Source organism: Acidovorax sp. GW821-FHT10E03 (assembly GCF_059415205.1).
Genome location: NZ_JBWKMU010000002.1, coordinates 35,018 through 60,180 on the forward strand (window position 1 = coordinate 35,018; position 25,163 = coordinate 60,180).

Below are 25,163 nucleotides of genomic sequence, written 5' to 3' on the forward strand. Positions count from 1 at the left end.
GGTGCTCACGGCCGGACGGGGAAGTCACCCGCGGTGCAGATGATGTAGTTCATGCCCAGGCTCGGCGGCAGGATCAGGAACGCCTGTCCGTTGCCGGCGGACGCCACGCTGGTGGCGGCCAGCTGCACCGACGGCGACGCGGCGGCATACAGCCCCGCGTTCTGCGCCACGGCCAACACCTTGTCGCTACCGGGGGTGCCCGTGGTGGCCGGGGCATTGCTGGCCACGTTCAGGGCGTGGATGTGCAGGGGCATCTGGCCGGTGGTCAGCGTGTGCGTCTCAGCGCCCCACTGGTCCCCCAGCGCGCGGTAGGTCAGTCCGAACCCTTGCCCCTCGCCGACCGCCACGCGCCCGCGCAGGTCCGGCAGGGCGAAGGTGGAGGATCCGTTGCCGCCGTAGGTGGTGCCCAGGATGCTGAACAGCGCTGCCGTCTGGGCGTTGAGGGCCAGCATCTGCCCCTGCGCCAGGGCCCAGTTGCGGGGCGCGAAGTTGCCGGCGAACAGGCGCAGCTCACCCATCATGCATTCCTGCTGCGCCATCACGGGCGATGCGCCGGCGGCCAGGGCGGCCGCCAGGGCCAGGGAAGCAAAAGCGTGGTTCTTCTTCATGGCATGTCGTTCTCTTGATGCATCACTGCGCGGCGATGAAGCACACCGGCTGCGCCGTCTCGGCGCTGTCGAGCCAGCCCAGCGCCAGCGTGACCGCGCCGGCCGCCTTGGCCACCGGGTGCACGGCGCGCGCGCGGCCCGTGGGCGCGGCCCGCGCGTCCAGCACCAGCGTGTAGCCAGCGCTGGCGAAGGCGGTGGTGAAGGTGATCTGGTGCTGGCCGGTGCCGCCGTCGTAGGCCACGGTGTAGCCCGTGCCGCTGCCGGCCTGCCCCACGCTGAAGCAGCCGTGCACCAGGTTGCCGGCGCCGCCGCCGGCCGGGCCGGCGGGGCCCTGCGGCCCGGCAGGCCCCTGCGGCCCCTGGGCGCCGTTGCAGACGTAGGCGGTGGCGGAGACCTCCCCCACGTCCAGCACGCCGTTGCTGTTCGCGTCGCTGCCACCCTGCACCCGCGTGCCGCCGGTGGCGCAGTTGGCGCCAACAGCCTCGGCGGCGGTGGCGATGAGCGCCCGCGCGCCCGCCGCGCCGGTGGGACCGGCCGGGCCGATGGGGCCGATGGGCCCGGCCGCGCCCGCCGGCCCCTGCGGGCCGGTGGCCGCGCCGCAGGCCCAGCCAGTGGCCGTCTGCAGCAGCGTCTCGCCCACGGCGCACACCTGGCCGATCTTGGCGGCGGTGACCGCGCCGTCGGCGACGGTCTTCGCGCTCAGGGCATAGGGCGCGCTGGACAGGGGCATGCGCGGCGCCAGCTCGGCGGCGCCGTTCACGCTCACGCCCAGGTAATACGGCTGGTCGAACGGCAAGGCCAGCGGGGCGATGCTGCCCAGCTGCACGCTGAAGACGCCGGTCGCCAGTGCCACCGCCGGATGGGTCTCCTCCCACAGCGCCGCGCCGCCCGTGGCCGCATCGTAGAGCCGGAACTGCAATTGCACGGGCCCCGCCAGCGGCCCGCCACCAGGCTGGGTGAGCTGCCCCTGGTAGCTGACGGAGGCGGGCACCGCCGCATGGCTGCCTTGCGCCGCCAGCCCCCAGCCCAGCGCCAGGGCCATGGCAGCGGCACGCACGGTGCCACGCCATGGGTACGCCGCCTCGGCCTTCTTCGCTGCATTCACGACCATCCCGCCTCCTCCCTGTTACGCCGCGCCGCGGCACCTTGGACAAGGGGCGGATTGTGGAAAGCAGGGCGTTGACAGAGCGTTGAATGCCGCGATCGCGGCCCTGGACCGGGCCCGCGACAAAACGCCGGGGGGCAGGCCGCCGCGATGCTTCCGTCAGGGGCGCATGGCCGCGGCCGCCGCGGTGCACTGCGCCAGGCATTCCCGTGCCTCGTGCAGATCCGGGTTGCCAGGCAGGTCCGAGACGCGAGCCAATGCGGGTTCGAGCAGCGCCGCCGCTTCGCCACAGGCCCCCTGCGCCGCCAGCAGACGTGCGATGCGCGTGGCGCTGCGCAGCGCAAACAGGGCCGCGCCGCAGGCCTCGGACCGCGCCAGCGCGTCGCGGTACAGCCGCAGCGCCGGCACGGTGTCGGACGGCCGCAGCTGCAGCAGGGCATCGCCCCGCAGGCGCAGGAGTTCTGCGACGAAATGCGTGTCGTGGTGCGCGGCCGCCTTGTGCAGCGCCTCGTCGATGGCGGGCAGCGCCTCGGCGCCACGGCCCAGGTGCAGCAGCGCATCGATGAGGAACGCCATGAAGGTGATCTCGATCACGCGGAACACCTGCCGCGCGCCCTCCAGGCCCTCGCGGATGGGGGCCAGCGCGCGGGCATCGCCCTGCACCGCCTGCGCCCAGCCCAGCACCGCCGCGGCGGCGGCCTGCCACAGCAGCAGCCGGTGGTGCTGCGCGTAGGCCAGCAGTTCGGCGCTGAGGGCGGCGGCGTGCTCCGGATCGCGCAGGTGGCGGTAGAGCACGGCGGCGCAGCTGAACGCAAAGCCAAAGCTGTGCGCGTGGCCCAGCGTGCGTGCCAGGGCCACGTTGTCATCGGCCAGCGCCCGCGCGCGCGGCAGGTCGCCCTCGATCCAGTGCACCCAGGCCAGCAGGGCGCGCGCGGCGATGCCGATGTCCTCGCCGAACCGCGCGATCGATTCGGCACTGCCCACCCGCGTGCTCCAGCCGATGGCCGCCTCCAGGTGCCCCCGCGAGCGCGCGAACTCGCCCAGCCACAGGGTGTTGTTGCCGTAGGCGTACTCCACGGCCATGCGCCGCGCCGGATCGGGGCTGCCCTCGGCCATGCGGGCCAGGCGGTCGGCGTATTCCAGCGGATGCTCGTCCTCGCTGTGGCGCCCCACCATCCACAGGCCCCACATGAGCGGGAACAGGTCCATGCCCGGCGGCGCGCTGGCGGCGAGCGCCCAGGCGCGGTGAAAGCAATCCCTGGCCGCGTCGGAGCCATAGCCCTGCGCGCCCACCAGGGCCGTGCCCAGGCCGACCTGCAGCAGCAGCTCGTCGCGCGCGCGGCCCGGGTCGTCCTCGGGCAGCGCCTGCACGGCGGCCAGGCCCGCATAGAAGTCGTGGATGGCCTCCCCCAGCACCGAGCGCGATGCGGCCTGGGTGCCGGCCACCCACCAGGCATGCGCAGCGGCGGGATGGATGGATTCGGACAGGTGGTGGGCAAGGATTGCGGGATAGGCCCGCACACGCTCGGAAAAATCGGTGCGCAGCGCCTCGGCCAGCCGGGCATGCAGCCGCCGCCGCTCGGCCTGGGCCAGCGATTCGTAGGCAGCCTGGCGGATGAGCGCATGGCGGAAATACAGCGGCCCGCCGAGCCGCCGCCGCACCAACCCCGCGTGCTGCAGTACCTCCAGGCCGCCGCCCACATCGTCCTGTGGCCCGGAGATGGCGCGCAGCAGGTCCTCTCCGAAGTCGCGGCCGATGCAGGCCGCGTACTGTGCGATGCGCTTGGCCGGGCCCATTCCATCCAGGCGCGCGGCCAATGCGTCCCACAGCGTGGCCGGCACCTCGCTGTGGCCTGCGCCCCCCGCCAGAGCGGCACGGGCCAGTTCCTCGGCGTACAGGGGCACCCCGTCGGCGCGGCCCACGATGGACGCCATCTGGGAATCCCCCAGCCGCGTGCCGCCCTCCAGCTGCGTCACCAGGGCGCGGATGGACTGGTACGACAGCGGCGCCAGTTCCAGTTGCACCGCCAGCCTGGCGGCCAGCGGCCCATGCGGCTGCGCCCGCGTGGTGCACAGCAGAAGCAAGGGGGCATCGCGGTCTGGCGCCAGCATGCGCTCGAGCAGCTCCGATGTGGCCTGGTCGGCCCAGTGCAGGTCCTCCACGACGAGAAGCAGCGGCCGGCCATCGCTGCCGGGGCCGAACAGCCGCGCCAGCAGGTGCTGCTCGCGTTCCTTGCGCTGGGCCGGGTACAGGGGCTGCGCAGCGGCGGCAATGCCGGGGTCCATGGGCAAGCCCAGCAGGTGCAGCAGCACGGGCAGCTCCGCCAGGGCGGTCTCCGTCCCCAGCTCTTGCAGGACCTGGACGGCGGCCTGGACAGCGCCCTGGTGCGCATCGGCGGGCGTGCCGTGGTCCAGCCCCATCTGGCGATGCAGCTGCTCGACAAAGGGAAAATAGGGGATGTGGGCCGACTCGGCCTGGCAGGCCACTTCGGCGACCCGGCCGCCACAGGCCCGGACCTGCTGGGCCAGGGCCGCCGCCAGGCGGGACTTGCCCTTGCCCGCATCGGCCCGCAGCAGCACGCCCACCTGCCGCCCCCGCTGCACGTCGCCCCACGCGGCCAGCAGCCTGTCCAGCTCCTGGCGCCGCCCGACCAGGGGAGAGGCGGGGCGCTCCTCCGCATCCCCGCGGCGCATGTCCTGCCTTCGGGCCAGCAGCACCGCCGCGCCCTCCTGGGCAGAGCCCCATTGGAAATGCGTCTCCAGGATGCCGCGCAACGCGGCGCTGGCCAAGACGCCCCCCGCCGGCGCGGCCTGCGCCATGCGGCGCGCCGTCCTGGTGAGCGTGCCCGCCGCATCGGGCGGGCCTTGGGATTCGGCCACAAAGGCCCAGCCCGCGTGCAGGCCCACGCGCGGCACGAGGTCCGCCGCGCAGCCCGCGGCACGCCACGTCTGCACCAGGGCGAGAGCGGCCTGCGCGGCATCGCGCGGCGCATGCTCGCGCGCGCTGGGGTAGCCGAAGAAGGCGAGCAGCTCGCCCCCCTGCGCCGCGACCACATGGCCTGCGTACCCGCGAACAAGCCCGCTGCCCTGCTCCAGCAGCCCCGCCAGCGCGGCGGCGGCGTCCTCGGGGTCCATGCCGTCGCGCGGCTCGAAATCGCAGGCCAGCACGGCAAGGCGGCGGCGTTCCGGCAGCGCCAGGCCCTCGGGCCGCGGGGAGTGCGGTGCTGCGGCGGCGCCGATGCGTTCGACCAGCGCCACGGTCTGTGGCTCGGGCTCGGCCCCCAGCTCCTGCGCGATGGCGCGGCGGTACGCGGCATAGTGCGTCAGCGCCGCGGACGGGCTGCGGCGCGCGAGCAGCCGCAGATAGCTGCGCTGCAAGGGCTCGCGCCACGGGTCCACCTCGATGGCGCGCTGCGCATACTGCAGCGCCTTCGCGCCGTGGCCCTGCAGCTCGTGGTGCGCCACCAGCCGCTCCAGCATGTCCAGCGCCTGGCGGTGCAGCCCTTCGCGCCGCGCGGCCAGCCATGCCTCGAACTCGGGCGCGTCGGGCAGGTACAGCCCCGCCAGCAGGGCCCCCCGGTAGTGCGCCACGCGCTGCTCGAGCAAAGCCGGCGCATCCACGGGCACGCCGGCGCCCGCGAGGAAATCGGCCACGTCCAGGCGGCAGCCGGCGCCGGCGCGCAGGCGCAGCGTTTTCTGGGACGCTTCGATCAGCGGCGGGGATCCCGTCGCCGTCGCCTGCGCCTCGCCCAGCGCACGGCGCAGGTCGAAGAGGCAGCCCCGCAGGTTGGCGCGGGCCCGCTCGGCATCCACCTGCGGCCACAACAGGTCGGCCAAGTGCTCGCGGCGGTGCTCGCCAGGCTCCAGGGCCAGGTAGGCCAGCAGTGCGCGGACCTTGTCATAGGGGAACGCGGTCACGGCCTCCTGTCCGCGCGAGATGTCGAATCCGCCCAGAAAGCGCATGGCCAGCTCGCGCGAAAGAGGCCCGTTCACGAAGGTAGTCAAGGTGCGAAGAGAGGAGCAACGGGGGACGGGAAGGAATGGTGCGCTGGCGGGCACCGCGGCATTCTATGTGCCGCCCGCGCGCAGCCCGGCCGGCCCCCGCCGCCCAGCCCCTGTCACTGCGCGGGGCCGCGCCACGGCGCCCTCACTGCTCGGCGATCACATCCACGAACACCAGCGGCTCGGTGCCGGTGTTGACCAGACCATGGGATTCGCCCTTGCGCACGATGGTCACATCGCCCGGCTTCACGGGCACCTCGCGGCCGTCCTTGTCGCGGAAGGTGCCACGGCCCGAGACGATGATGTAGGTGTCTTCATTGGTCGTGTGCTTGTGGTAGCCGATGGAGTCGCCCGGCTGCAGCGTGAGCCAGCTGATCTCCTTGATGGCCTGGTCCCTGGACGCCTTGTCGCGCGTGAACGCATACTCGCCGATCAGCGTGCCCTTGCCACCGCCGGCGGCCTCCTTGCTGGCCTTGATCAGTTCTTCCTTGGCGTACACCTCGGCCAGGGCCGGCGCGGCCAGCAGGGCCAGAGCCAGGGCGGCGCCCGCAGCCCGTGCAAGCGATTTGTTGTGTGTTGTCATAAGTCTCCTCGGTGGATGGATGCCGCAGCCGCGCCGGTCAGTCATCCCGGCACACGCCGCGGCGGCCGCGCCCGCATGGGCAAGGCGCGTGCCGAAGGGCATGTTAGAGCCTTGGGCGCCGTTGCGCTGCCGGGCCGTCAGGGTTCTGAAGGCGTGCGCCCTCACCCCAGCCGCGCCAGCACCCTGGGCACACTCGCCACCAGCATGGCCACACCCGACAGCGTGAGCAGCCCGAGCACGATCTGGCGGAAACGCAGGTCGCTGATGCCGTGGTACAGCCGCGCGCCCAACAGCGTGGGCACCAGCATCGCCGGCACCACGATGGCCAGCAGGGGCAGCGCCTCGCGGGTGACCAGGCCCGTCGCGACGTAGGTGCCAAACGTCACCAGCAGCATCGCGAGGTTGAAGTTCTGGATGATGGCGCGCTGCACGTCCTTGTCCATGCCGCGCAAGGTGCACCACAGCGTGGGCAGCACGCCGGTGAAGCCGCCCAGCCCACCCATCACGCCACCCGCCATGCCCACCACCGCATCGGCCACGCGCCCGCCCCGGGCGATGCGGGGCAGTTGCCGGGCCATGAGCATCGCTGGGCACCACAGCACCAGCAAGGTGCCCAGCACGATCTTGAACGCATCCATGTCCAGGCGCGGCAGCACGGCCACGCCGACCGGGATGCCCACCAGCCCTCCGAGCACAAAGGGCAGCAGGCGCACCCGGTCAAAACCCCGGCGCACCGTGGCCGCCGCCACCAGCTGGCCCGTGAGCGCGCCACACACGGTCAGCACGGCCGCCAGGCGCGGCTCCAGCGTCCAGGCCCAGAACGACATGGCCACCATGCCAAAGCCAAAGCCCGACAGGCCCTGCACGAAGCCCGCCGCCACGGCCCCCAGGGCCACCACCCACAGCACTGAATCCATTGCCTTGTCCCCCTTCTGGTTGTCCGCGTGCCCAAGGAGACTGGCGGTGCCTCTGCGCTCCCGCCAGCTCCACCCACCTGCCTGTTCGCTCCCTCGCTCGCTTCGCATTGTGGAGACTTCCCATAAGCAAAGCATCAGCAATTAATATCAAGCCATACAGTTTTCTGAATACCCCAAAAACCCGATGCCCACGCCCCCGCCCCTGGATCCGGAGGCCGTCCAGGCCCGCCTTGCCTCGCGCCTGAAGGTGCGGCATCTGGTGCTGCTGCAGCAGATCGAGGCGCATGGCACGCTCACCCGCGTGGCGCACCACATGGCCACGAGCCAGCCCGCCATCACGCACGCGCTGGCCGAACTGGAGGCGATCTTCGGCGCGCCGCTGTTCGAGCGCTCCCCGCGCGGCATGGTGCCCACCGCGCTCGGCGCCGTGGCGCTGGCCCGTGCGCGCACCCTGCTGCAGGACCTGGGCCACTGGGCCCGCGACATGGAAGCGGCCAGCGCGGGCCGCGCCGCGCACCTGCAGGTCGGCGTGATCCCTTTCGTGCCGGGCCGCCTGCTGGCCGCGGCCATCGGGCAGACCCGGCCGCGCGGGCTGCGCGCCACGGTGAGCATCCACGAAGGCACCAGCGACCACCTGCTGCAGCGCCTGCGCGGGCACGAACTCGACTGCGTGATCGGCCGCGCATCCGCCGTGCTCGACATGGACGGGCTGGTGCACGAGGTGCTGTACCACCAGGAGCCGCGCCTCATCGCCCACCGCCGCCTGTCGGCGCGCCTGGCCCGCAAGCCCCTGGCCTGGGCCGAGCTGGCGGACCTGGACTGGGTGCTGGGCGCGCGGCAGACGCCCATGCGCGAGCAGATCACCGACTTCTTCCTGCGCGCGGGCGTGGTGCCGCCGCAGCCTTATGTGGAAAGCCTCTCGTCCAAGGTCATCGGCGAGCTGGTGGCGGCCAGCGAGCGGGCTGTCTCCATCGTGCCGGCCGACATCGCGCAGGAGCTGGTGCGCATCGCCGGCGTGGCCATCGTGCCGCACCGCTTTGGCTGGACGCTGCCGCCCATCACGCTGTTCCAGCGCCTGCGGGACGCGCAGCATGCCGAGGTGGCACAGTTCGCGCAGGCGCTGCGGGGGGCGGCGGCGGCCTTCACGGCCGAGCAGGCCTGAGGGTTCGCGTCCGTCCGGCCGATCCTCTCAATACAGCGTCGCCTGCTGCCGCGCCGGCAGTTCCTGGTCGTACGCCGCGCCATCGAATGCGCCGTGCGTGAGGGACGCAAGGATGGCGCCGGGCGTGGGCACCGGTCGCGGGGTGCCGGGCGGCACGGCATCCCACAGGCGCGAGCGCTGGAGGGCACGCGCGCACTGGAAGAACACGGTCTCCACCTCGACCACGACCACGCACTTGGGCGGCTGGCCGTTGACCACGAAACGCGCGAGCAGGTCGGGCGCCACGCTGATGCGGGCACGGCCGTTCACGCGCAGGGTTTCGCCCACGCCGGGGATGAGGAACAGCAGCGCCACGCGCGGATCGGCCAGGATGTTGCGCAGGCTGTCGGCGCGGTTGTTGCCCCGGCGCTCGGGCAGCAGCAGGGTGGTGTCGTCCTGCAGTTGCACGAAGCCTGGCGGATCGCCGCGCGGCGATGCATCGAGCCCCCCGGGGCCGGTGGTGGCCAGCACCGCGAAGGGCGAGGCCTCGATCATGGCGCGGTAGGCGGGGTGGACGCGGGGCACCTCCTTGTGCACGGAGGCATCGCTGAGCGGCCCGAGCAGCGCCTCCAGGCGCGCCAGGGTGTCGATGGCATGGGGATCGGGCTGCGCCAGGGCGGTGGCTGTCATGGCGGGTGGTTCAAAAAAAGGTGGAGGGGATCAGGGCCAGAGGCGATGGTGCGCACGACGGCGGCCGCTGACAAACGACATCGCCGCCCGGCATGCGTGACAAAATCGCACACATGCCGCCCGCCACGCCACAGCGCCTGCCCCCGCTCCATGCGGTGCGCGCCTTCGCGGCGGCAGCGCGCCACCTGAGCTTCACGCGCGCGGCCATGGAACTGCATGTCACCCACAGCGCCATCAGCCGCCAGGTCCGCGCGCTGGAAGACCACCTGGGCGTGGCCCTGTTCGAGCGGCGCGTGCGGCAGGTGCTGCTCACGCCGCAGGGCCAGCAGTTCTTTGCACAGGTGGAGCCCGCCCTGGCGCAGATCGGCGCCGCAGCCCAGGCCCTGGCGACACCCGGGGCCCCGCGCACCGTGACCATCAACGTGCGCCCCTCGTTCGCCGTGCGCTGGGTCATCCCGCGCCTGCCGGGTTTCGTCGCGCAGTGCCCGGACATCGAGCCCAACGTCGTGACCAGCACGGTCACGCCCGACCACGCCACCGCTCCGTTCGACGTGGCCATCCGCCGGGGGCTGGCGGGCTGGCCGGCCGCGATCACGCCGCAGCCTTTTTTGCACGACCAGGCCCTGGTGGTGGGCACACCCGCGCTGTGGGCGGCCCAGCCGGTGCGCACGCCGCCCGACCTGGCGGCGCACGTGTTGCTGTGGTCGCGTTCGCGCCCCGGCGACTGGGACGACTGGAAGCGCCAGGTGGGCGCCCCGCGCCTGCAACCGGCGAGCCAGTTGCAGTTCGACCACCTGCATTTCGTGCTGCAGGCCGCGCTGGACGGGTTGGGCTTCGCGCTCGCGCCCGCCTCGCTGGTGGCGCAGGACCTGGCGGCGGGCCGCCTGGCCTGCCCGCTGCCGGGGCTGGCCCTGCCGCTCACGCGCCACTACTACGGCCTGGCGCCCCAGGCATCGCCGCAGGCCCAGCGCTTCGCGGCGTGGCTGGAGCAGGAACTGCAAGCGGCCCGCACAGTGGCGTGAGGGGCATGCAGCACCCTCGGCTCAGCGCGCGGGGCGCAGCTTCACGCCGGGGAAGTCCACGGGCACGGCCAGCGCCACGTTCACGTAGTTGGTGAACAGGTTGAGCGCCACATGGGCCACGATCTCCACGATGTGCCCGTCGCTCCAGCCCTGCTCGCGCAGCGCCTGCACATCGGCGGCATCCACCTGGCCGCGCTCGTCGACCAGCTTGAGCGCGAAGCGCAGCACCGCGGCGGTGCGCGGGTCGGCGGATGCACCCGACTGCGCGGCGGCCAGCTCGTCGCCGCTCACGCCCGCCTTGCGGCCCAGCGCCGTGTGGGCGGCCAGGCAGTAGTCGCAGGCATTGCGGTTGGCCACGGCCACGGCGATCTGCTCGCCCAGCGCGGCGCCGATCTGGCCGCCGCCCAGCGCACCGAAGGCGCCCCACATGCTTTGCAGCGCGGCCGGCGAGTTGGCCACCGCGCGGAACATGTTGGGTGTGGCGCCGAAAGCGCCGTGGATCTGGTCGAGCAGCGCGCGCGCCGGGCCGCTGGCAGTGGAGCGGTCGACAAGGGGAATGCGGGCGGCGGAGGAGGCAATGGTGGACATGGTGTCTTCCTTGGAAATGGCATGGAGGTTGAAAGCCGGTGCGTTGGCCGCATCGGGTGCATGAACACAGCACCCCTGCAGTGTCTGGCGACATCGAATACCATTGGGCATCAATAGTCCATCATTCATACCAATACATCCAAAACAACCATGAGCCCCACGGAAAGCAGCCTCACGCCACTGTCCGTGCCGCTGGACCGCCTGTCCTCGCTGCTGGAACGGTTCAGGGTGCGGGCGCGCCTGTTCCACACCGGCCCGCTGTGCGGCGTCACCCATTTCGCGGCGGCGCCCGGGCGCGGTTTTCTGCATGTGCTGCGGCGCGGCGAGATGGTGGTCGCCCACCAGCCTCTGGCGGGGCCACCGGAGCGCCTGGAGGTGCGCGAGCCCAGCCTGCTGTTCTACGCGCGGCCGCTGGAGCATTTCTTTCACAACGCGCCCATGGAGGGCTCGGACTTCACCTGCGCTGCACTGGACTTCGATGGCGGCGCCAGCCACCCGCTGGCGCGCGCCCTGCCCCCGCTGGTGCTGCTGCCGCTGGCCCGCGTCGAGGGCCTGCAGCAGGCGCTGGATTTGCTGTTCGCCGAGACCGACCGCCTGCGCTGCGGCCACCGCGTGCTGGCCGACCGGCTCTTTGAAGTCGTGCTGCTGCAGTTGCTGCGCTGGCTGCTCGACCACCCCGAGGAGGCGCGGATGCCCCCGGGCCTGCTGACCGGCCTGGCCGACCCGCGCCTGGCGCGCACGCTCACGGCCCTGCACGATGCGCCCGGCGAGGCCTGGAGCCTGGAGCAGATGGCCGCGCAGGCCGGCATGTCGCGCAGCGCCTTCGCGGCACGCTTCAAGGCCGTGGTGGGGGAAACGCCCGCGGACTACCTGGCGCACTGGCGCCTCACCCTCGCGCAGGCCCACTTGCGCGGCGGGCGGTCCGTGAAATCGATCGCCCATGGGCTGGGGTATGCCAACCCGTCCGCGCTGTCGCGGGTGTTTGCGCAGAAGCTGGGCATGTCGCCACGCGCCTGGCTGGAAGGCCTCGCGGCATAGCCGTTCCTCCCCGTGGCCCACCTAGCCCGGCTCGACGCGGGGCCCGCGGGACGCCACAATGACCTGCGCCCACCGCCATGCCCCAGCCGCCTTCCCGCAAGGCGGATTTTTAGGTCAAAACAGGCGCCAGCGCTTGTACGCATTGCGCAATCTGCTACTTTATTGATATCAAACACCCGTGAACTGCCCAGCCCCCGGAAAGGACTCACGCCATGAACACAGCGCTCACCCAACTGGCTGCCGACTGTGGGCTGGCCAGCGACGCCCAGACTCCGCTGCGCCTGGCGTTTGGCTTGGCCTGTGTGCAGCGCGTGCGCCATCTGCTGGAAGACCCCGAGGCCATCGCGGGCCTGGACACGCTGGCAGCGTTCACGGCAGGCACGGTGGATGCAGCCACGCTGGCCAACGCAGCCGCCCGGCTGAAGGAAGTGGCCTCGCACCACCGGGGCTCGCAGTCGCTGGACGGATCGGCCCATGCCGCCGTGTCGGCCACCTACGCCGTGGCCAACGCGCTCGCGGGCCGGGCGCTGGAGGCCGCCAGCTACGCGGCCTATGCCACGGTGTATGCGTACGGCGGGTATGCGGTGCAAGACCTCTCGGCCTTCGAACCGGAGCACCAGTGGCAGGTGCTGGCGCTGCAGCGGCTGCGGGGCGAGGCGGTATCCGAACGGTCGGCAAAGCCCGCCGCCGCCAGCCAGCCCCGCGCATGAGCCGTCAGCAGATTCCCGCCGCGCTGGCCGCCCCGCTGCGCATGATCCTGGAGGCCGAGCTGGCACGGGGCAACGTCATCGACGAAGTGGCGGACTGGCCGCCCCAATGCGAGCTGCTTGTGATCCTGCGCCGCCCGTTCGCGACGGCCTACCCCACCGGGCCCGGCGTGGCGTTCACCGCCGTCGAAGACCGGCACTACTGGAAGTCCGAATACAACCTCGATGGCGGCCGGCAGACGCTGGCGTGCGGTTTTGGCTGAGCCGTGTGATCAGACGTTGATGGCCGCCGCCGACCCGGCCAGCTTGCGCAGCTCGAACTTCTGGATCTTGCCCGTGCTGGTCTTGGGCAGCTCGCCAAACACCACGGCGCGGGGCACCTTGAAGCCCGCGAGGTGCTTCTTGCAGTGGGCCACGATGTCTTCGGGCGTGGTGGTGGCCCCCGCCTTGAGTTCCACAAACGCGCACGGGGTTTCGCCCCACTTGGCATCGGGCTTGGCCACCACGGCGGCGGCCAGCACGTCGGGGTGGCGGTAGAGCACGTCTTCGACCTCGATGGACGAGATGTTCTCGCCGCCCGAGATGATGATGTCCTTGCTGCGGTCCTTGATCTTGATGTAGCCGTCGGGGTACTGCACGGCCAGGTCGCCGCTGTGGAACCAGCCGCCCGCAAAGGCCTCGTCGGTGGCCTTGGGGTTCTTGAGGTAGCCCTTCATGGCGATGTTGCCCTTGAACATGATCTCGCCCATGGTTTCGCCGTCCTGCGGCACGGGCCGCATGGTCTCCGGGTCCAGCACGCGCACGTCGCGCTCCAGGTGGTAGCGCACGCCCTGGCGGGCGTTGAGGCGGGCGCGCTCGCCGATGTCGAGCTGGTCCCACGCCTCGTGCTTGGCGCACACGGTGGCGGGGCCGTACACCTCGGTCAGGCCGTACACATGGGTCAGGTCGAACCCCATCTTCTCCATGCCCTCGATCATCGAGGCCGGGGGCGCTGCGCCCGCCACCATGGCCTTGACGCCCCCTTGTGCGAGGTTCTGCACGCCCGCCTTCATCGCATCCGGCGCATTGACCAGCAGGCCGTGCACGATGGGCGCGCCGCAGTAGTGCGTGACGCCGTGGGTGCGGATGGCGTCGAAGATGGCCTGCGCGTCCACGCGGCGCAGGCACACGTTCACGCCCGCGCGGGCCGCCACCGTCCAGGGAAAGCACCAGCCGTTGCAATGGAACATGGGCAGCGTCCACAGGTAGACCGCGTGCTTGGGCATGTCCCACTCCAGCACGTTGCTGATGGCATTGCTGGCCGCGCCCCGGTGGTGGTAGACCACGCCCTTGGGGTTGCCCGTGGTGCCACTGGTGTAGTTGAGCGCAATCGCATCCCACTCGTCGTCGGGCAGGCTCCAGGCAAAAGTCGGGTCACCCGTGGCGACAAAGGCTTCGTAGTCCGTGCCGCCCAGGCTCTGCGCGGCGGGGCCGTAGAGCGCGTCCTGGACCTCGATCACGCGGATGGGCGTGGTGCCCGTGCGCAGGGCCAGCGCCTTGGCCATGGTGCCGGTGAACTCGGGGTCCACGATCACCGCCCTGGCCTCGCCGTGGTCGAGCATGAAGGCAATGGCCTCCGGGTCCAGCCGGGTGTTGAGCGCATTGAGCACCGCGCCCGCCATGGGCACGCCAAAGTGGGCCTCCACCATGGGCGGGGTGTTGGGCAGCATCACGGCCACCGTGTCGTTCTTGCCGATGCCTGCCTGCGCCAGGGCGCTGGCCAGCTGGCGGCAGCGGGCATAGGTCTGGCTCCAGGTCTGGCGCAAGTCGCCGTGCACGATGGCCAGGCGGTCGGGGTAGACCTCGGCCGTGCGTTCGATGAACGACAGGGGTGACAGGGATGCGAAGTTGGCTTCGGTGCGGGGCAGGTTCTGGTCGAAGATGGAGGTCATGGCTCGCGAAGGTGGGTGAACGGGTCACAGGCTACCGCCCCAGGCTGACTCAAACCCTTCGGCGGCGGCTCTGCTTGACACGGTACATCGCCGCGTCGGCGCTGGCCAGCAGCGTGTGCGCGTCCTGGGCGTCGCGCGGGAACAGGCTCACACCGATGCTGGCGCGCAGGGCCAGCGGCTGGCCGTCGATCTGCAGCGGGCTCTCGAAAGCGAGCTCCAGCTTGGCGGCGATCTGCAGCGCCGCATCTTCGCAATCCACGTTCTCGCACAGCACGATGAACTCGTCGCCCGCGAGCCGGGCCACGGTGTCGGCCTGGCGCACGGCGCCCACGACGGTGCGGGCCACGGCCTGCAGCACCCGGTCGCCCGCGGCATGGCCCCGCGCGTCGTTGACGGCCTTGAAATCGTCCAGATCCACAAACAGCAGCGCGCAGTCCCGCCCGCTGCGGCGCGACAGCTCCAGCGCCTGCGCCAGGCGCTGCTCGAACATGCGGCGGTTGGGCAGGCCCGTGAGCGCGTCGTGGTGCGCCAGGTGGGCCATGGCGTCGCGGCTGGCGTTGAGCTCCGTCATCTGGCGGCTGATCTGCTGCTCCATGTCCTGGAAACTGCGCGCCAGCTCACCCACCTCATCCTCGCGCTGCACGGGCAGCACGCCATGCGGGCGGCCCTGCGGAAAGGCCTGCGTGGCGCGCACCATGGCCTTCAGGGGCTGGGTGACCACGCGCGACACCCATGCCGCCAGCAACACGCCCACGGCGCTCAGCACCAGCAGGATCTTGAAGATGCTGCGCCCCAGGCTCACCACCTCGCCCTGCACGGCGGCAAGGGGCTGCGAGAGCCCCACCACCATGGACCGCCCCTCCTGCGGCCGCCCGAAGGGCATGCGCACGAACGAGAAGACACGCGCCTCGTCATCGCCAGGGCCCTGCTGGCTGAGCACGGCCTGTTCCTCGCGGCCCTCGATCAGGGCCCCCACCGGGCCGAAGGCATCCTGGATCAGGATGCGCTGGCCGCGGTCGAAGCCGAAGGTCTGGGTGGCGTCCGGGTGCACCAGGAAATCGCCCCAGCGGTTGCTGAGAAAGAAGCTGTAGGAGGCGGGCAGCGCATCATTGAAATTGCGCAGGAACTGGTGCGCCGCCACGCGCACCACGACCACGCCCCGCACCTGTCCCCCACGCACGACGGGCGAGGCCATGCTGAACACGGGCAGGGCCTCGGCATCGGGAGCCCCCTCGTGGTTGATGCCGAACTCGGACACATAGACCTCGCCAGGCCCCAGCGCCAGCGTTTCGAAGACGAAGGGGAAATGGGCCTTCTCCTGCAGCTCCCCCTCGCTCGCGCGTAGCCAGGCGTCCCCCGTGCGGTCGATGCGCACCAGCTCCAGGCCGTAGTCCTGCGCACCGATGAAACGGATCTGCTGGTAGCTCGGGTGCGCCACCAGGCTGGCCCTGAACATGTCGGCCAGCACGTTCCTGTCCTGCTCGATGGCGGCCACGCTGGCCAGGAAGGCGGTGTCGCGCGCCACCGTGCCAAAGCCCGCCTGCATGTGGCGCGACAACACCTGGGTGGTGGCCAGCAGCGCCTGCTCGGCCCGCCCCTGCAGGCGCGTGCGGCTGGAGTCGAAGGTGTAGTAGCCCGCCAGGACGGCGGCAAACACGCTGAAGGACGCCAGCAGGATTCCCAGCCGCAGCGCAATGCCCCATTTCATGCGGGTTTTCATGCGTCAGAACCGGGAGGGCCGGTCTCCCGACAGGATGCGCTGCCACAGTTGCGCGCGGCGTGCTTCGTCCTCGACGGGCTCCAGCCAGACGATGGCCCCGGCGGGGGCGTCGTCCGAGAGCGCGGGTGGCTCGTCGAGCGTATTGGCCAGGCCCTGGCGCCGGGTCAGCTCACGGCTCACGGAGGGGTCGAGCATGTAGTTGATCCACTCGGCGGCCAATGCGGGCTGGGTCGAGCGCCGGGTGATGGCCCAGCAGTCGAGCCAGGCGAGCGCCCCCTCGCGCGGCACCACGTAGCCCACATCCAGCCCGGCATCGCGCAGCTGCTTGAGCTGCTGCTGGCCGTAGTTGGCGTGCATGACGGCAATGCGGTGCTTGCGAAACAGCTCCAGCGACTCCTCGGGCAGGCTGTAGAACGAACGCACGTTGCGCCGCAGGGCCACCAGATCCCTGGCCAGGGGGCCGAACTGGGTCGCATGCAGGTGAAACGGCGTCAGGCCGCGGTACATGGCCGCCAGGGAGAACCCGTGGCTGCTGCCGTCGAATGCCAGCACACGCCCCCGCCAGCGCGGGTCCCACAGCACCGCGATGGAACTGGGGGGCACGGCCATCTGCTGGCGGTCATAGATCAGCCCCATCTCGGAATAGGTGTAAGGCATCGCGAATACATCCGTTCCCTGCGCGATGCCCGCAATCGCATGCAATTGCCGAAAGCGTGGAAGCTGGCGCTCGGCATTGGGAATGTTGTGCACAGGCAACGGTGCAAGCAGCCGGCGTGCCACCAGGCGCGCGATTTCGGCGGTATTGGCGGCCACAAGGTCGAAACCGGGCCCTTGGGGAGAGGCCAGCTGGGTGCGCAGCACGTCGTCGGAGGCGACGGTGGTGACCTCCACCTTGACCCCATGGCGCTTCTCGAAAACGGCCACGATGTCGGGGTCGGCATACCCCGGCCAGGACAGCACGCGCAGCACCGGCGCGGCCCTCGCGGGCGCGGGCCACAGGAGCGCGGGCACCAGCGGCAGCAGCACGGCCACATCCCGGCGCCGCAGCCCCCGCTGCGCCGAAGTGCTGGACGCGTCCATTGCCCGCCACCATGCCGTGACCGCCATGCCGAAAGCCCCGCTTCTGCAATATCTGGTAACAAACAGTTTACGCGGACAATACGCGGCGTGACGATCCCTCAGTCTTTCATTCAGGAACTGCTTGCCCGCGTCGATGTGGTCGACATCGTGGGCCGCTATGTGCAGCTCAAGAAAGGCGGGGCGAATTTCATGGGGCTGTGCCCCTTTCACGGCGAAAAATCCCCCTCGTTCAGCGTGAGCCCCGCCAAGCAGTTCTATCACTGCTTTGGCTGCGGCAAGAACGGCAATGCCATCAGCTTCCTCATGGAGCACGCGGGCATGGGCTTCGTCGAGGCCGTTCAGGACCTGGCCCAGCAGGTGGGCCTCTCGGTGCCGGACGACGACATCTCCCCCCAGGAGAAGGAACGCGCCGCCGCCGCCCGCCAGAAGCAGGCCACGCTGACCGACGTGCTGGAGAAGGCTGCCGACGCCTACCGCCGCCACTTGCGTGAATCCCAGCGCGCCATTGGCTACTTCAAGGGGCGCGGCGTCTCGGGGACGGTGGCCAAGCGGTATGGCCTTGGCTACGCCCCCGAAGGCTGGCGCAGCCTGGCCAGCGTCTTCGCGCAGTACGACGACCCGTTGCTGGAGGAAAGCGGCCTGGTCATCGTCAACGACGAGGACGGCGGCAAGCGCTACGACCGGTTCCGCGACCGGGTCATGTTCCCCATCCGCAACGTCAAGGGCGAATGCATCGGCTTTGGGGGCCGCGTGCTGGGCGACGACAAGCCCAAGTACCTCAATTCGCCCGAAACCCCCGTGTTCCACAAGGGCCGCGAACTGTACGGCCTGTTCGAGGCGCGCACGGCCATCCGCGAGCAAGGCTATGCCCTGGTCACCGAGGGCTACATGGACGTGGTGGCGCTGGCGCAGCTCGGGTTTCCGAACGCGGTGGCCACGCTGGGCACCGCCTGCACACCCGAACACGTGCACAAGCTGCTGCGCTTCACCGAATCGGTGGTGTTCAGCTTCGACGGAGACAACGCCGGCCGGCGCGCCGCGCGCAAGGCGCTCGATGGCGCCCTGCCCCACGCCACGGACACGCGCAGCATCAAGTTCCTGTTCCTGCCGGCCGAGCACGACCCGGACAGCTTCATCCGCGCCCACGGCACGGACGCTTTTGCCAAGCACGTGAGTGAGGCCGTGCCGCTCAGCCGCTTCCTGGTCGAATCGGCCAGCGACGGCTGCGACCTGGCCACCGCCGAGGGCCGCGCCCACATGGCCAGCAACGCAAGGCCGCTCTGGACGGCCCTGCCCGACGGCGTGCTCAAGCGCCAGGTGCTGGGCGAGCTGGCGGATCTCACCCAGCTCAAGGCACAGGACCTGGCGGACCTGTGGGGCCAGGCCACGGCGCGCGAGGCACCGCGGTCCTCCCACTCCGGTCACGGCGGCCACACCGGCGCAGGTAGTGCACCGGCCCGACAGGCGCCTGCGGCCTACGCCCACGAACCACCCTCCTGGGACGCCCCGCCCGACGGGGGGTCGTGGCCGCCCCAAGGCGAGCCGGGCAGTGGATACGACGGCGGATACCAAGGCGGCTACGGCGGCGGCAGCGGCGGAAGTGCTGGCCAGGGCAGCAGCTATGGCAACAAGCCCCCGTTCCGCAAGGGCGGCGACTGGAAGGGCAACTGGAAGAAAAAGGACAAGGACTCTCCCTGGCCGCCCCAGCCCCGCCTGCCGCGCACACCCACCGCCAGCCGCACGGACCATGCCGCACGCCTGCTGCTGTCGCACATGGCCTTCCTCGAAGAGCTGACCCACGACGACCACGCCACCCTGTGTGCGCTGCAGCCTCCCCACGGCCCGCTTTTTGGCTGGCTGGAGGCGCAGTTTCACGAACACGGCCCCCTGGCCTGGGCCGTGCTGCGCGAGAGCCTGCGCGATCACGAGTGCGAAGCTCTGGCCGTGAAGGTGATGACGGGCTCGCACGCCCAGACCGAAGGCGACCTGCAGGAGCTGCGAACGGAACTGCGGGACCTGCTCAGCCGCATGCAGATCGAAGACATCGAGGAGCAGCAAAAACTGCTGATGCTGCAAGCCGCCACGGACCCGACCGCCCTGGAGCGCTACCGTGCACTGGAACAAAAACGCAGGGTTTTGCTGGGAGTGGCTGTCAAAGCCGCTTGAAATCCCGCCAAGCGGTATAATGTAGGGTTAGTTAGCGGCAAGAGCGACAGCAGCACCTCCGAACCGGGCCACCGTGACAAACGCGCACAACCAGCCCAACCATCGCAAGGACTGCACACCAAATGATCGCCCAGACATCTTGCCCCTGAGGGCCTCCCCTCAAAGCGCGAAGACATTTTCAGCTTCGCGTTGCCACCCGCGCCGGGATCTGTGGCGCTTGCGTTTTCTTTGTGTCCGTTTTTGATTCTGAGGTTCTCCCATGCCCGCTCAAAAGTCCGCGAAGCCGCCCAAGTCTGCTCCAGGCACCGCCGCGAAGGCCGTTTCCACCCCTGCTGCCAAGGCTCCCGCGAAGGCCGCGGCCAAAAAAGCTGCACCCGCACCCGCCCCAGCAGCCAAGAAAGTTAAAACCGTGCCCGTGAAAAGTTCTGCCGAGCTGACAAAAGCCGCCGATGAATTGCTGAAGAAAAAGCCTGTCCGCGCCAAGGCTGCCGCATCCGACGAGGAAGACACCCCGAAGAAGCGCCCGGGACGCCCCGCCAAGGCCGCGGGTGCCGCCGAATCCAAGGCGCCCGCCAAGCGGGGCCGCAAGCCCAAGGCTGCGGCCGGCGGCGATGAGAGCGGCGACGATACCGACCTGTCCGACATCGAAGCGGACCTGGAAGGTGAGGTCGAGGAAACCACCGAAGCCGCGGCCACGGTCGAGAAGGTCAAGCCGCTGCGCATGAAGATCAGCAAGGCGAAGGAACGCGCCTTGATGAAGGAATTCGGCCTGGACGAGACTGTTCTGTCCGAGGAAGACCTGGCCAAGCGCCGCTCGCGCCTGAAAACCCTGATCAAGCTGGGCAAGACGCGCGGCTACCTCACGCACGTCGAAATCTCCGACCACTTGCCCGACAAGCTGGTGGATGCCGAAACCCTCGAAGCCGTCATCACCACGCTGAACGACCTGGGCGTGGCCGTATACGAGCAGACGCCCGATGCCGAGGCGCTGATCATCACCGACAACGCTCCCACGGGCGCCAGCGAAGAAGAAGCCGAGGAAGCCGCCGAAGCCGCCCTGTCCACCGTGGACTCGGAATTCGGCCGCACCACCGACCCCGTGCGCATGTACATGCGCGAAATGGGCACGGTGGAGTTGCTCACGCGCGAAGGCGAAATCGAGATCGCCAAGCGCATCGAAGGCGGCCTGATGGCCATGATGGAGGCGATCAGCGCATCGCCCGCCACCATCGCCGAGATCCTCAACATGGGTGAGGAAATCCGCGAAGGCAAGGTCGTCATCTCCACCATCGTGGACGGCTTCTCCAACCCCAACGAGGCCGACGACTATGTGGCCGAGGAAGACTTCGACGAATTCGACGAAGCCGACGACGACGACGGCAAGGGCGGCTCCAAGGCGCTGACCAAGAAGCTCGAAGAGCTCAAGAAGCAGGCACTGGAGCGCTTTGACAAGCTGCGCGAGCTGTTTGAAAAAGTGCACAAGGTGTACGACAAGGAAGGCTACGGCACTCCTGCGTACGTGAAGGCCCAGCAGGCCCTGTCGGCCGAGCTGATGACCATCCGCTTCACCGCCAAGACCATCGAGAAGCTGTGCGACATGGTGCGCGGCCAGGTGGACGACGTGCGCAAGAAGGAGCGCGAGCTGCGCCGCATCATCGTGGACAAGTGCGGCATGCCGCAGGAAACCTTCATCAAGGACTTCCCGCCCAACCTGCTGAACCTGAAGTGGGTGGAAAAGCAGGCCGCCGCCGGCAAGCCCTGGAGCACGGTGATGGCGCGCAACATTCCGCCCGTGCAGGAACTGCAGCAAAAGCTGATGGACCTGCAATCGCGCGTGGTGGTGCCGCTGACCGAGCTCAAGGACATCAACAAGCGCATGAACGAGGGCGAGGCCACCTCGCGCGACGCGAAGAAGGAAATGATCGAGGCCAACCTGCGCCTCGTGATCTCCATCGCCAAGAAGTACACGAACCGTGGCCTGCAGTTCCTCGATTTGATCCAGGAAGGCAACATCGGCCTGATGAAGGCCGTGGACAAGTTCGAATACCGCCGCGGCTACAAGTTCTCGACCTACGCCACGTGGTGGATCCGCCAGGCCATCACGCGCTCGATCGCCGACCAGGCGCGCACCATCCGCATCCCGGTGCACATGATCGAGACCATCAACAAGATGAACCGCATCTCGCGCCAGCATCTGCAGGAGTTCGGCTTCGAGCCCGATGCATCCATCCTGGCCGCGAAGATGGAGATCCCGGAAGACAAGATCCGCAAGATCATGAAGATCGCCAAGGAGCCGATCTCCATGGAAACGCCGATCGGCGACGACGACGACAGCCACCTGGGCGACTTCATCGAGGACGGTGCCAACACCGCCCCCATCGAAGCCGCCATGCAGGCCGGCCTGCGCGACGTGGTCAAGGACATCCTCGATGGCCTCACCCCCCGCGAAGCCAAGGTGCTGCGCATGCGCTTCGGCATCGAGATGACCAGCGACCACACGCTGGAAGAAGTGGGCAAGCAGTTCGACGTGACCCGCGAACGCATCCGCCAGATCGAGGCCAAGGCACTGCGCAAGCTCAAGCACCCCAGCCGCTCGGACAAGCTGCGCAGCTTCATCGATTCGCTGTAACCACCCCGGCAGCCGGCTGCCCTGGCTGCACCCCAAGGCCCTGCCCCGCATCGCGGTGCGGGGCTTTTTCGTTTCTGCGGGGCGGCCCCGCGTTTACCCCGATGCTCCCGACAGCAAAATGACAGCTTGTAACGCGACTATTACATACTGCTGATGGAGACTGTCATGCAGTTCGGCACTCTCCGGCTGCAGGGCCTGGCATCCCAGTGCACGCTGCACGTGCCCGTTCAACGACCTGCCACCTTTTTGCGAGACACCGCATGACATCCTTCAACCGCCGCCAGATCCTCACCCAGGCTGCCGCAGCCAGCGCCGTGGGCGCGCTCGGCGCATCGCTTGCAGCGCCTGCCTGGGCGCAGGCCGCCGGTGCAACTGCCGCCGGCGCGCGCGGCGCGCCCGCCAAGGCCTCCAGGCTGGCGCCCACGCTGCGCATCGTGATCCCAGCCAACCCCGGCGGTGGCTGGGACCAGACGGGCCGGGCGCTGGGTGCGGCCCTTGCCGCCGTCGGTGCGGCAGACCAGATCGAATACGAAAACGTCGGCGGCAAGGGCGGGACCATCGGCCTGGCCAAGTACGCGGAGAAGTACGGCAACGACGCCAACACCCTGCTGATGGGCGGCATGGTGATGGTGGGCGCCGTGGCCCTGCAGAAACCCGCCGTGGACCTGACCCACATCCAGCCGCTCGCACGGCTCACCAGCGACTACCTGGTGGCGGCGGTGGCGGCCAAATCCCCCATCAAGAACGCCAAGGACCTGGCCGAAGCCATGCGCGCGGACCTGCGCGCCGTGCCGGTGGCCGGAGGCTCCGCGGGGGGCGTGGACCACATCTTTGCCGGGGTGCTGGCCCGCGCGTCCAAAGCCAGCCCGGAAGGCCTGGTCTACAAACCCTTCGCTGGCGGCTCCGAAGTGGTGGACGCCGTCGTGTCCGGCGGTGCGGCGATGGGCCTTTCCGGCTACAGCGAATTCAGCGACGCCATCGCGGCGGGCAAGCTGCGCGCCATCGGGGTATCGTCCCGCCGCAGCGCCTTTGGCCTGCCGGCCTTCCGTGAGCAGGGACTGGACGCGACCATGGCCAATTGGCGGGGCGTGTTCACCGGCAAAGGCGTGCCGCCCGCACGCGTGGCCGAGATGCTGGCCGCGGTCGAGGCGGCCACCGCCCACGAGTCCTGGCTGCGCACGCTCAAGAACAATCGCTGGGAACCCTCTTGGCTGACGGGCAAGGATTTGGCAGAGTTCATGGAGCTGGACCTCACCACGGCGCGGGTCATGGTGTACCTGCTCAAGCTGAAAGCCTAGAGACACCCCCGGGTCGCTTAGCGCCCCGGCGCAGCGGCCAGGAGCGGCCGCTCTTCGGGGCCGTGCGGGCCGGCGCCGGCAAACCGCTTGGAGTGGCGACGCCCGGCCCCGCAAGCAGGTGCGCCGCCCGCGCGGCGGGGGCGGCCCTTGCATGGCGGCCTCGGGCCATGGCCATGCCAGTTGCCACCGCAGCCAGTTCATCTGAAACGCATTGCCAGGAGCCGCTGATGAAAATGTCCAACCACTCCATCGGCGCACGCATGGCCACCGCGCTGGGCCTGGTGCTCGCCCTCCTGCTGGGGGCCGCGCTGTTCGGAATCGCGGCCCTGTACCGCAGCCTGGGAACCTACGAGACCACGGTGCAGGAGCGCGTGGCCCAGGAGCGCGCGGTAAGCCGCATGGAAAACGAGTTCAAGACCCAGGTGCAGGAGTGGAAGAACACCTTGCTGCGGGGCGAGGACTCGCGCAAGCGCGAGCTGCACTGGGCGGCGTTCCAGGCCAGCGAAAAGCGCGTGGCCGATGCGGCGAAGGCGCTGGAGCCCCAGCTGACCGATGCGCAGGAAAAGGCGGCGCTGCAGAAGTTCACGCAGGCCCACGCGCAGATGGCGCAGGGCTACCGCAAGGGCTTTGAAGTGTTCCAGTCGCTCGGTTTTGTGCCCTCCGCGGGCGATGCCGACGTGGCCGACATCGACCAGGGCCCCGCCAGGCTGCTCACCGCCCTGAGCGAGCAGGTGGCCGCCAGCAGCGCGGCCATTGCCGAACAGGCGGCGCTGAACGCGCGGCGGGCGCTCGCCAGCAGCCTGGTGGCGCTGGCGCTGGTCACGGCCCTGGGCGGCTGCGCGGGCTGGCTGCTCACGCGCTCGGTGGTGCGCCCGCTGCGGGTGGCCGTCTCCGTCGCCAACAAGGTGGCTGCGGGCGACCTGACCACGACCATCCGGGTCGATGGCAAGGACGAACCCGCGCGGTTGCTCGAGGCCCTGCGCACCATGCAGGAGAACCTGGAAAACGTGGTGTCGGGCGTGCGCAGCAACGCCGAGGGCGTGGCGAGCGCCAGCGCAGAGATCGCCCAGGGGAACGTGGACCTGAGCATGCGCACCGAGGAGCAGGCGTCGTCGCTGGACGAAACCACCTCGTCCATGCAGCAGCTGCAGGCGACCGTGCAGCAGAACGCCTCCAACGCGCAGCGCGCGAGCGAGCTGGCCCGCAATGGCGCATCGGTGGCCCAGCGCGGAGGCGACGTGGTGACACAGATGGTGACGGTGGTCCAGGGCATCCAGGACAGCTCGCGCCGCATTGCCGACATCATCGGCGTCATCGACAGCATCGCGTTTCAGACCAACATCCTGGCGCTCAACGCCGCCGTGGAAGCCGCACGCGCCGGCGAGCAGGGGCGCGGCTTTGCCGTGGTGGCCAGCGAGGTGCGCAACCTGGCCACCCGCAGCGCGAGCGCCGCGCGCGAGATCAAGGAGCTGATCCAGACCAGCGTGGAGCGCGTGCAGGCCGGCTCCGACCTGGCCCGCAACGCGGGCAGCACCATGACGGAGGTGGTCTCCTCCATCCAGGGCGTGAGCGCGCTGATGAACGAAATCAGCCAGGCCAGCACCGCGCAGACCAGCGACATGCTGCGCGTCACGCAGGCCATCGTGCGCATGGACGAAACCACGCAGCAGAACGCGGCCCTGGTGGAAGAAAGCGCGGCGGCGGCCGGCAGCCTGAGCGGCCAGGCGCGCCAGCTGGTGGAGGCCGTGGAGGTGTTCCGCCTGCGCGGCAGCCACCGTGCCTTGGCATTGCCACCTGCGGCGCATTGAATACCGCACAGGGACGTACTGGCGTCGAACAAGCGCCTATTGCTATATTTTGTATAGCAATAAGCCATTATTCAATAAGCGCCGGACACCCGTTTCCATGGATTTTCTGGACCACGGCGGAGGATCTCCG

Annotated in this window: 19 protein-coding genes; 9 read left to right on the plus strand and 10 right to left on the minus strand. The window is 69.9% G+C overall.

Annotation, left to right across the window (positions count from 1 at the left end; genetic code table 11):
• Window positions 1-5: 5 nt before the first annotated feature.
• The 5 genes from AC07OD_RS03395 to AC07OD_RS03415 form a co-directional block, all read right to left on the minus strand.
• Window positions 6-608 (minus strand): phage tail protein, encoded by a 603-nt coding sequence (locus tag AC07OD_RS03395; RefSeq protein ID WP_255591122.1) that lies wholly within the window; start codon window positions 606-608, stop codon window positions 6-8.
• A 22-nt stretch (window positions 609-630) separates the two neighbouring features.
• Window positions 631-1,719 (minus strand): DUF8740 domain-containing protein, encoded by a 1,089-nt coding sequence (locus AC07OD_RS03400; RefSeq protein ID WP_492807153.1) that lies wholly within the window; start codon window positions 1,717-1,719, stop codon window positions 631-633.
• Window positions 1,720-1,872: 153 nt separating this feature from the next.
• Complete coding sequence (locus tag AC07OD_RS03405) at window positions 1,873-5,718, minus strand: ATP-binding protein (protein WP_494595159.1); 3,846 nt, start codon at window positions 5,716-5,718, stop codon at window positions 1,873-1,875.
• 142 nt (window positions 5,719-5,860) lie between these two features.
• Window positions 5,861-6,298, minus strand: a complete 438-nt coding sequence (locus AC07OD_RS03410; protein ID WP_255591121.1) for a cupin domain-containing protein — start codon at window positions 6,296-6,298, stop codon at window positions 5,861-5,863.
• Window positions 6,299-6,459: 161 nt separating this feature from the next.
• Entirely contained in the window at window positions 6,460-7,215 is a 756-nt protein-coding gene (locus AC07OD_RS03415; protein WP_494595160.1) for a sulfite exporter TauE/SafE family protein, read from the minus strand.
• Window positions 7,216-7,399: 184 nt separating this feature from the next.
• Here AC07OD_RS03415 and AC07OD_RS03420 point away from each other — a divergent pair, with 184 nt between their 5' ends.
• Window positions 7,400-8,377: a LysR substrate-binding domain-containing protein gene (locus AC07OD_RS03420; RefSeq protein WP_494595162.1), complete on the plus strand. Its 978-nt coding sequence runs from the start codon at window positions 7,400-7,402 to the stop codon at window positions 8,375-8,377.
• Between the two features lie 27 nt (window positions 8,378-8,404).
• Here AC07OD_RS03420 and AC07OD_RS03425 read toward each other — a convergent pair whose 3' ends face one another.
• The gene (locus AC07OD_RS03425) at window positions 8,405-9,046 is read right to left on the minus strand and encodes a pyridoxamine 5'-phosphate oxidase family protein (RefSeq protein WP_494595164.1); all 642 of its coding nucleotides are present in this window, start codon (window positions 9,044-9,046) and stop codon (window positions 8,405-8,407) included.
• A 92-nt stretch (window positions 9,047-9,138) separates the two neighbouring features.
• Here AC07OD_RS03425 and AC07OD_RS03430 point away from each other — a divergent pair, with 92 nt between their 5' ends.
• Window positions 9,139-10,068 carry a LysR substrate-binding domain-containing protein gene (locus AC07OD_RS03430; RefSeq protein ID WP_218295376.1) on the plus strand — a complete coding sequence of 310 codons (930 nt, stop codon included), beginning with the start codon at window positions 9,139-9,141 and terminating at the stop codon, window positions 10,066-10,068.
• A 21-nt stretch (window positions 10,069-10,089) separates the two neighbouring features.
• Here the strand turns inward: AC07OD_RS03430 and AC07OD_RS03435 are convergent, their stop codons facing one another.
• Complete coding sequence (locus AC07OD_RS03435; RefSeq protein WP_494595165.1) at window positions 10,090-10,656, minus strand: carboxymuconolactone decarboxylase family protein; 567 nt, start codon at window positions 10,654-10,656, stop codon at window positions 10,090-10,092.
• A 150-nt stretch (window positions 10,657-10,806) separates the two neighbouring features.
• On the opposite strand from AC07OD_RS03435, the gene AC07OD_RS03440 reads away from it, so the two are divergent.
• From AC07OD_RS03440 to AC07OD_RS03450, 3 genes are all read left to right on the plus strand, one after another.
• On the plus strand, window positions 10,807-11,694 hold the full coding sequence (locus tag AC07OD_RS03440) for a helix-turn-helix transcriptional regulator (protein ID WP_494595167.1): 888 nt from the start codon (window positions 10,807-10,809) through the stop codon (window positions 11,692-11,694).
• A gap of 212 nt (window positions 11,695-11,906) precedes the next feature.
• On the plus strand, window positions 11,907-12,404 hold the full coding sequence (locus AC07OD_RS03445) for a hypothetical protein (RefSeq protein WP_494595169.1): 498 nt from the start codon (window positions 11,907-11,909) through the stop codon (window positions 12,402-12,404).
• Window positions 12,401-12,664, plus strand: a complete 264-nt coding sequence (locus AC07OD_RS03450) for a hypothetical protein (protein WP_494595171.1) — start codon at window positions 12,401-12,403, stop codon at window positions 12,662-12,664. Before AC07OD_RS03445 ends, AC07OD_RS03450 begins: the two co-directional genes overlap by 4 nt.
• A 9-nt stretch (window positions 12,665-12,673) precedes the next feature.
• Here AC07OD_RS03450 and AC07OD_RS03455 read toward each other — a convergent pair whose 3' ends face one another.
• Genes AC07OD_RS03455 through AC07OD_RS03465 form a run of 3 tightly spaced genes read right to left on the minus strand, consistent with a single transcriptional unit; the run spans window position 12,674 to window position 17,132 of the window.
• Window positions 12,674-14,332 carry an acyl-CoA synthetase gene (locus tag AC07OD_RS03455; RefSeq protein ID WP_494595173.1) on the minus strand — a complete coding sequence of 553 codons (1,659 nt, stop codon included), beginning with the start codon at window positions 14,330-14,332 and terminating at the stop codon, window positions 12,674-12,676.
• A 49-nt stretch (window positions 14,333-14,381) separates the two neighbouring features.
• Window positions 14,382-16,052: a diguanylate cyclase domain-containing protein gene (locus AC07OD_RS03460; protein ID WP_369642874.1), complete on the minus strand. Its 1,671-nt coding sequence runs from the start codon at window positions 16,050-16,052 to the stop codon at window positions 14,382-14,384.
• Window positions 16,053-16,055: 3 nt separating this feature from the next.
• Window positions 16,056-17,132 carry an ABC transporter substrate-binding protein gene (locus tag AC07OD_RS03465; RefSeq protein ID WP_494595175.1) on the minus strand — a complete coding sequence of 359 codons (1,077 nt, stop codon included), beginning with the start codon at window positions 17,130-17,132 and terminating at the stop codon, window positions 16,056-16,058.
• Window positions 17,133-17,219: 87 nt separating this feature from the next.
• Here AC07OD_RS03465 and dnaG point away from each other — a divergent pair, with 87 nt between their 5' ends.
• The 4 genes from dnaG (at window position 17,220) to AC07OD_RS03485 (ending at window position 25,033) form a co-directional block, all read left to right on the plus strand.
• Window positions 17,220-19,298 carry a DNA primase gene (gene dnaG / locus AC07OD_RS03470; RefSeq protein ID WP_369642876.1) on the plus strand — a complete coding sequence of 693 codons (2,079 nt, stop codon included), beginning with the start codon at window positions 17,220-17,222 and terminating at the stop codon, window positions 19,296-19,298.
• A 259-nt stretch (window positions 19,299-19,557) separates the two neighbouring features.
• Window positions 19,558-21,927: an RNA polymerase sigma factor RpoD gene (rpoD, locus tag AC07OD_RS03475; RefSeq protein ID WP_218295384.1), complete on the plus strand. Its 2,370-nt coding sequence runs from the start codon at window positions 19,558-19,560 to the stop codon at window positions 21,925-21,927.
• A 260-nt stretch (window positions 21,928-22,187) separates the two neighbouring features.
• The gene (locus AC07OD_RS03480; RefSeq protein ID WP_218295385.1) at window positions 22,188-23,225 is read left to right on the plus strand and encodes a Bug family tripartite tricarboxylate transporter substrate binding protein; all 1,038 of its coding nucleotides are present in this window, start codon (window positions 22,188-22,190) and stop codon (window positions 23,223-23,225) included.
• A 227-nt stretch (window positions 23,226-23,452) separates the two neighbouring features.
• Window positions 23,453-25,033, plus strand: coding sequence for a methyl-accepting chemotaxis protein (locus AC07OD_RS03485; protein ID WP_218340242.1), 1,581 nt, complete (start codon window positions 23,453-23,455; stop codon window positions 25,031-25,033).
• Window positions 25,034-25,163: the final 130 nt, after the last annotated feature.